The sequence below is a fragment of the Fulvivirga kasyanovii genome, from assembly GCF_009711405.1.
In the GTDB taxonomy this organism is placed as follows: domain Bacteria; phylum Bacteroidota; class Bacteroidia; order Cytophagales; family Cyclobacteriaceae; genus Fulvivirga; species Fulvivirga kasyanovii.
In genome coordinates this window covers 1-7455 of record NZ_SMLW01000371.1, presented here as the reverse complement: position 1 = coordinate 7455, position 7455 = coordinate 1, and the positions used below count along the sequence as shown (strand labels likewise).

Below are 7455 nucleotides of genomic sequence, written 5' to 3'. Positions count from 1 at the left end.
AACCCTTTACCAGCTCTACTCTGCCAATAACATTATTCGTGTTTAAATAGCGGATGATAAAGATATTTAACTGAGTAAAAATGTTTAGAGGTATTAATTGGGTAACATTTTATACACAGCATATGTTCATTATTATCCGTTTAGTGAATCCTTTTTGTTTGAAGTATTGAGTTGCAGACAATATTTCATCAAAGGAGCAGAGGCCAGTATCGAAGCCACCACCAGTACCAGGATAGCTACAAATATCTCGTCGGTGATCAACCCGGCCTGCAAGGCAATAGCCGCGAGTATTACCTCCAAAGTTCCATGAGTATTCATGCCGAAGCCTACTGCGAAGGAATCATACTTGGTTAGCCCGCCTATTCTGGCACCCAGTGTTGCGCCTAAAATTTTGAATATGAATGCCGTGATCAGCAGCACCAGCACAATTTGCAGGTTGAAGCTGGAGATAAAATCAATGCCCAGTCCTATGGATACAAAGAATAGCGGAGCAAAAATATTGTTGATAAACTGATGAATGATCTCTTTCGCCCTTTCCGACAGGTGCTTGGAATCCCCAAGAGCGACACCCATAATGAAGGCACCGAAAATACTGTGAATACCAACATATTCCGTAAAAGCAGCCGCCAGAAAACATAATGCCAGTGAAAGCGAAAGCAGCCCGCCCGGCCAGGCCAGCCTTTTGTTGATCCACGGTAGCGCTTTGTTGATCAGGCCTTTGCCCGCCGTCAGCATTAAAACAGTGAAACCAATGGAGATCCAGATGGTACGGCCAAGGCTAAGGGTTTCGGAGGCGTTGCCCATCATGTTGAGTATGACCGTAAAAATGATCCAGCCAAGGAGGTCGATGATCATGGCCGATGCGATGATCAGCATGCCCATCCGGGTCTTGAAAATTTCAAGGTCCATTAAGACCCTGGCAACCACAGGCAGTGCCGTGATGGCCATCATAGTGCCTATGAACATGGCAAAAACCAGCTTTTTCCCCTCTTCGGTGTAGCCAAAAAGGTCGGGGAAGAACCACGTAATGATAAAACCCGCTACAAAAGGCACTATCAGCGACATCATACTGACTGATAATGCCTGCTTGCCCTGTTGCCAGACAATGTGAAGGTCAACCTCCAGCCCTGCTATGAATAGCAGCAGTACCACTGCAATCTGCACAAAGCCATCCAGCACTACTGCAGAGGCTCCCGTGGTTGGGAATAACATGGCAAAAATTTCAGGGTTAACATTGCCGAGTATGGTGGGGCCGAGTATTATCCCGGCAAGGATCTCACCAACTACAGCGGGCTGGTTAAACTTACGGGCCATCTCAGCCATAAGCCTCGCGAAACTAAGTATAACACCTAGCTGTATAAGTAAATTGATAACTTCGCTATGGTTAAGCTTATCCATTTATTTTTTTCTTGGGTGTAAAATGAGTAAATCGCAGGGCAGGTCTGCAAAAATATATTCGAGGTCGTGAGGGAACATCCTGTCAAAGATGCCCAGCTTGCGGTGTGGAGACCCTACAACCAGCAAGTCTGCATCCACCCGGGAGCAGAACTTTGCAAGCTCAAAACCTGATTTGCCCGACATCACCTTGATATTGATTTTCAACCCCTCAACATCCATATCTTTCAATATCTTTTCAACATTTTGTATTTCATCGTTGACCATGTTCCTGCGGGTTTCTGATAACTCTTCCTCCGTAAGTTCGCCGCTTACCGACATCGCCAGTCCGTATAGTTTTATCTCCCGCACAATATGAAGTTGCTTCGCCTTTTGCAGTTTGCCAATGTAAACGCCGGCTTTGATGGCATCTACGGCATAAGGACTGTTTTCCGCATGCACTACTATCTTTTCAAATGGGTTGCTCTCGGCCGAAGGCTCAGTGATCATCAAAACGGAGCAGTCGGCTTTGCGCAGGATCTTCCTGGCCACAGAGCCCAGGTAGTAGGTGATGAAGTCTTCTTTTTTAAGGGCACCGGCTACAAGAAGGTCTACCTTTTCACGGCGGCAGGCAGCCAGTATTTCAGATGCAGGGTTGCCAGACTCCCATACCACATGTACGCGGTCATTATCCAGGCCGGCCTGTTGCAGGTTCTCTTTCATAAACAGATCGTCCTTATCGGTATGCGTACCTACATGGATAAGTAGCAATTCAGCTTTAAATAGCTCCTGGGTTCGCTTTGCTTCTGCCAGCAAGGTTTGCAGCCGGGGAGAGAAAGCTATCGCTATGGCTATTTTGTGGAACATTGCGGTTTTTGTTAAATGAATTTAAATTGCAATAATCTATACTTAGTTTAGCAGGACTTTCGCCATTTTAAAATAGTCCAAAAATAACGGTCGTCAAAATAATAAATTTCATTTGCACCTATGGAGCCCGGTAACAAGGATTTTTTTTCAAACGTGTACGAAGTAGTGAAGCTCATACCGGAAGGTAGGGTAACCAGCTATGGAGCTATTGCCAAATACCTGGGGGTAAAGGGAAGTGCCCGCATGGTCGGCTGGGCCATGAATGCCGCACACGGTATGGAAGACGTACCGGCGCATAGAGTCGTCAACCGTGAGGGCCTGCTTACCGGCAAAAGCCACTTCAACGATCCTGATGAAATGCAGCGCTTGCTGGAGTCTGAAAATGTTAAGGTCAATAATGACAGGGTGGCTGACTTTAAAAACAAGTTTTGGGACCCTTCCATCGAGTTAGCGCTTTGAGTGCAATTTCGCATATTTTCAATTCCACATATTTTAATGGGGATCAAACGTTAAACCTGAAGAGTAATGGATTGGAAAGTAAAACAAGTAATGTGAAACTTGCTACTTAAAATCAGTAAACTGCGCTTATTGTTATATTATAGAGATTTGCCAACTGCTATTAACACCTATCTGTCAGCAAAGAGGTGAAAATTTAGGGTCTCATTAGAAATTCCGCTTGACCCTCTTTCCGTGCATAACCTCACTCAGCAAAGGTCTGTAGTCGGGCATTGGTTTGAATGCATCTCTGCCACGAAAAAGAGAGTTTTGATGCTTGCTACCACTTCAGTTTATTAAATGAAGGTTTAATTTATTCTCAATCAAGTTATAGCCGTTGGTAGTATAGAGTAGCATTCAGGAAGTAGAGAAAGAAAGTCGTTTAATAGCATTAATGGGACAGGCCAAGGAGAAAGGCGGTTAATAGAACCAAATTGCTGCTTTACTAAACTTTCGAAAGTTTGGTGAAGCTGGACCGCCCTGTAAGCATTGTCAGTGATAATACTTAAAGGCAGAAGCTTTACAGACTCCTTACATGCAGTAGCCGATAACTCGATTTAGAATGTCTCATCATTTTAAGGAGGATATGTGGATTATCGATGGAATAGGAAGGTATTTCACAGTCCCTGTGGAGAATAATTTCTAACAACCTACCTCTTCACCACCTTTCTATAAAAAGTGCTACCCTTAGTCTGCACTTTGATAAGGTAAGTGCCGTCGGGGAAGTCTTCAAGGTTTATATGGTTTTCGTTGACGGGTACTTTGATTAATAGCTGACCGCTGGTGGTGAGTACCTCAATTTCAGCATCCTCTCTGTTGGAAATGTTTATACGGCCAGAAGTAGGGTTAGGGTACAGTTTAATCTGGCTCGCTATGGCATCATTGATGCTGTTAACTATTTCCAGCCTGACGATATGAGAAACAGAGTCCTGGCAGCCATTGTCGTTGGTGATGTAGAGCTCCAGTTTATAATCACCTGTTTCGTTTACTTTTATATTGGGTACAGGCTCTGTGCTTACAGTGTCACCTTCAATAACCCAAACATACGAGGTTGCTCCGGTGCTTTCATTTGTGATGGCTGCAGAACCTCCGTCCAGAATATAGACTGCACTAAATTTTGCTTCAAGCTCGTTAACGTTGATTTTTATTTCTGCAGCAAGGCTTTCCTGGAGGCTGTCTATGTTGGTTATGTATATGGACGTATCAGCCAAAACCTGATCCAGTTTAATGGAGGAGCCTTTATGTTGCAGGACCTTAAGTGTGGAGTCACTGTAAAAATAAAATACCTGTCCGTTTTCAGGTGAAATGGTTACACTACCCCCGATACAAATATCATATTCCTGACTAGCTGGACTTGGACTTTCAGTAGGCATGATTACTTCTGTAAGGGAATCCAGACAGCTATTAGCATCTTCTGCAATAAGCATGACCTCAAACGCACTGTGTTCACTGTAATCGAAGCTAAGATCACCTCCTACTTTGGCGAGGCTGTTGTCTATAAGCCAGTAATATAGAGCTTCATTTTCGCTTTGACTGGTAAAATTCAACAGATTTTTTTGGCTCAAGTCCAAAGTGTCTATGGAGTAAGTAAAGCCTGCTTTAACATCACTTACGTTTATGCTTACTTTTCTGGCATTACTTTCATAAAGAGAGTCAACACTTGTGACGTAAAATACCGTATCCTTATAAATACTTCCCGTGGAGAAGCTTGTTCCACTAAATATTTCATGAGAAAGAAGGGCATCGTCATAAACCTTTAGTTCGGTAGCATTGGTCGCCGATAAGTTTACGTTTTCACCCTTACATATCTTTTGGTCACTGATGTTCGGTTTGTTACTTCTGTAAGCTACTTCAAGGGTTTTTGAGGCCATTTCAACACAGCCAAGATCATTGGTGGCAGTAAGCTTTATAGTGTAAGTTCCTGTTTCAGGATAATTCATGATGGGGTTTTTCACAGAGGCCGTGAAGCCATTGCCAAAATCCCAGTGCCATGCTACGGCGTCCCGGCTGTTATCAACCATGCTAACTGTTGTTTTTCCCGTTTCATCCAGCAATAGCGGTGATGATGATATCGAGAAATTGGTATTGACAGGCTTGGGTGCAGCAGTTACCCGAACTAAGTCCCCGTCATAGGCTTTGTCCTTGTTAACAGCGTAATAAGTTTGTGAGGCATTGATTACAGGAGTGGTATAGGAACTGCCCGTTGTGAGTAGATTAGTTAGGTTTACATCACTATAAAACTCATAGATGTCACCTTGAGGAGGGTTGATTGTTGCAGGTGTGCCCGGACAGGTATAGGCCGTGTAAAGCAGTGGAGGAGTGTTCAGATACTCTTCATATTTTAATTGGGCTTCGGAGACAGAGTTTTGCAGTTCAGTCAATGAATTGCCGGCCACAACAGCAATTGCTACCTTCTCGCTACTGTTAGCATCGAGATTTGGAATGGTGCCTCCTAATACATGGGATACGTCGTTGCCATTATTGACATCACCAGCACTTATGTCACCCACCCCCTGCGAAACGAGACTGTATCTTTTGCTATCGCTGATAGTAGTGGAGATATCTGCCAGGTTGCCGTTAAAATTTTTATTATTTATAGCGTAATAGATGGGACCCTGGTCAGTCAAAAGAGCCAGGCCGGCATACAATGTGTCACTGGCCGGGTCGTGTACATAGCCGAGGTTATGGGAAGCATCCCATCCTGCTTTGTTGAAATCTTTGCTGTTTAGGTTCCAATCGGCAAATATGGCCGTATGTAAGTCAGTTAATGTGTTGGTTCCGGTGTTTGTTATGCGGTATTCCAGTATTTTAAAGTTGTTTGCCTCCGAAGCCTCCCATGCCAGAGTTTTTTGTTCAACTATGATGTCGAGGTTGGCTGATGAATGAAAGAAAACATTTCTGGCATCCTGGTCAGCATTGGAGTTGTTATAAAATTTAATGTTTTGTTGAGCCGTGAAGTCTTTTGACCGATCGTGTACAACCAGGTAGATAGGTGCATTGTCAGCAACAGTAGTGGCATTGAGGGCGCTGATCATACCGATGTTATCGAGTATTTTATTTCCTTTAAAAGTAATTCCTATGCCGCTAGCCCTTCCATCCTTATTATAACCAAGATTGCCATTGCTGCCTACGGTAATACCCAGGTTGCCGGTGTTCAGCGTGATGTAATCTGGTGAGCTTTTGATTTTGAAATATTGAAAGTCTTCATAAGCACCATCATTGAAGTCTACCCGGAAGTAGATATCTTCATCGGGAGGAAGATCATCTTGTAGCAAGACCATAAATGGGGAGCTGGTATTTGTTTTAGTACCCAAGGTTTGAATTGAGCCGAGAGGAAACGTCCCGTCGAGTATAGTCACATATGGCGAAGTGCTGGACAATGTAGCTGTTGCGGAAGCTGAGGTTTTTGCGAGGTAGTTCGTTAGCTCTGTTGTTATAGTCAGCGTGTCTCCATAAAAAGCATAACGGCCTGAGCCATTATCATAATTAAAGCTGGTTATTCTTACAGAGGGGGAAATGTTATCAGTGAGAGCATTAAGCATATTGAGCCGGCCTTTTCCCATTTGTCCTGCAAAAGGCTGATTGGCAGGTTTATCATATATATCATCCGCAGTTACACGCACACGTTCCATAATCTGTTGTGCTGTAAGATCAGGAAAGCGGGCTCTTAAAAGTGCGAGTGTACCGGCAACCAGTGGGGCGGAGAGGGATGTGCCAAGGCTGAAGCCGTAGGCATTGCCCTTTCTTGTGGTGTAAATATCTTGTCCCGGAGCTACAATATCAATATTATGGCTATAGGTAGACCATGCAGGCTTTTCATCAAAAATAGTAGTTGCCCCAACTGATATTACGTTGTCGTATGAGGCCGGATAGAAATCTAGAAAGTCGTTGGTGTTACCAGCCGCAGCTACAACGGCGGCATTTTTTTCCAGTACTGCGTAATTGATTATGTCCTGGCCAAACTGGGAGTAAGAGTTTGGACTACCCCAGGAGAGATTGATCACCTGACAGCCCAGATCTGCGGCCAGAGCTATAGCTTCATAGCCTCTGCTGAAAGAGTTAAAACCACTCAGGAATATTTTTATGGGCATCATCCTGGATTTATAGCCTGTTCCGGCCATACCTATTTCGTTGTTGGTTGTTGCAGAAGAAAGACCACCGACAAGCAACCCATGCTCATCAGTGTCGGATTCCGGAATATTATCATTGTTGGCAATGTCCCACCCCTGGAAATTATCAATTAATCCATCACCATCATCATCTACGCCATTGATGGGATCATCGTAGTTGTAGCTTATATTGTCCTTGATATCCTCATGATTGAGCTCAGTACCCGTATCGAGCACTGCAATGACCACGGTTGTATCACCCTGCTCTATCGTCCACGCATCGTAAGCATTGATTACGTTGAGATAGGTTTGCCGGCCTACGCTGGGTTTAGCCTCAGGGTCGTTTGGAACGAGAAGAGGCTTATGGTCGAAGTAAGGCTCCGCATACAATACTTCTTCATAAGTAAGCAGGTCATTAATAACATCGATGACCTTTTGGTCAGGAGCTATAGTAAGTCTGTAGATATTAGCTAGCGGATGTGGCTTTTCACCTGTTCTGGCTGTAGTGCTGACGTCCTTTATATATGGAAGTGCCTGCTCAATATTGGCCAGCCTGATGTTATTGAATACCGGCAGCGATTTTAAAGAAGCTGCCCCTCCTCGGGCACTT

Annotated in this window: 4 protein-coding genes; 1 reads left to right on the top strand and 3 read right to left on the bottom strand. The window is 44.2% G+C overall.

Going from position 1 to position 7455, the window contains the following annotated elements:
* Window positions 1-132: 132 nt before the first annotated feature.
* Entirely contained in the window at window positions 133-1398 is a 1266-nt protein-coding gene (locus E1163_RS04240; RefSeq protein ID WP_155169821.1) for a cation:proton antiporter, read from the bottom strand.
* Window positions 1399-2241: a universal stress protein gene (locus E1163_RS04235; RefSeq protein ID WP_155169818.1), complete on the bottom strand. Its 843-nt coding sequence runs from the start codon at window positions 2239-2241 to the stop codon at window positions 1399-1401.
* 120 nt (window positions 2242-2361) lie between these two features.
* On the opposite strand from E1163_RS04235, the gene E1163_RS04230 reads away from it, so the two are divergent.
* Window positions 2362-2700 carry an MGMT family protein gene (locus E1163_RS04230; RefSeq protein ID WP_155169816.1) on the top strand — a complete coding sequence of 113 codons (339 nt, stop codon included), beginning with the start codon at window positions 2362-2364 and terminating at the stop codon, window positions 2698-2700.
* Window positions 2701-3386: 686 nt separating this feature from the next.
* On the opposite strand, the gene E1163_RS04225 is transcribed toward E1163_RS04230, so the two are convergent.
* Window positions 3387-7455: S8 family serine peptidase (locus E1163_RS04225; RefSeq protein WP_155169813.1), on the bottom strand; the 4069-nt coding region annotated here is incomplete at its 5' end.

Excerpts from the sequence above, each read along its gene's own strand:
- E1163_RS04235 (WP_155169818.1), bottom strand. The coding sequence starts at position 2,241 with ATGTTCCACAAAATAGCCATAGCGATAGCTTTCTCTCCCCGGCTGCAA.
- E1163_RS04230 (WP_155169816.1), top strand. The coding sequence starts at position 2,362 with ATGGAGCCCGGTAACAAGGATTTTTTTTCAAACGTGTACGAAGTAGTG.
- E1163_RS04240 (WP_155169821.1), bottom strand. The coding sequence starts at position 1,398 with ATGGATAAGCTTAACCATAGCGAAGTTATCAATTTACTTATACAGCTA.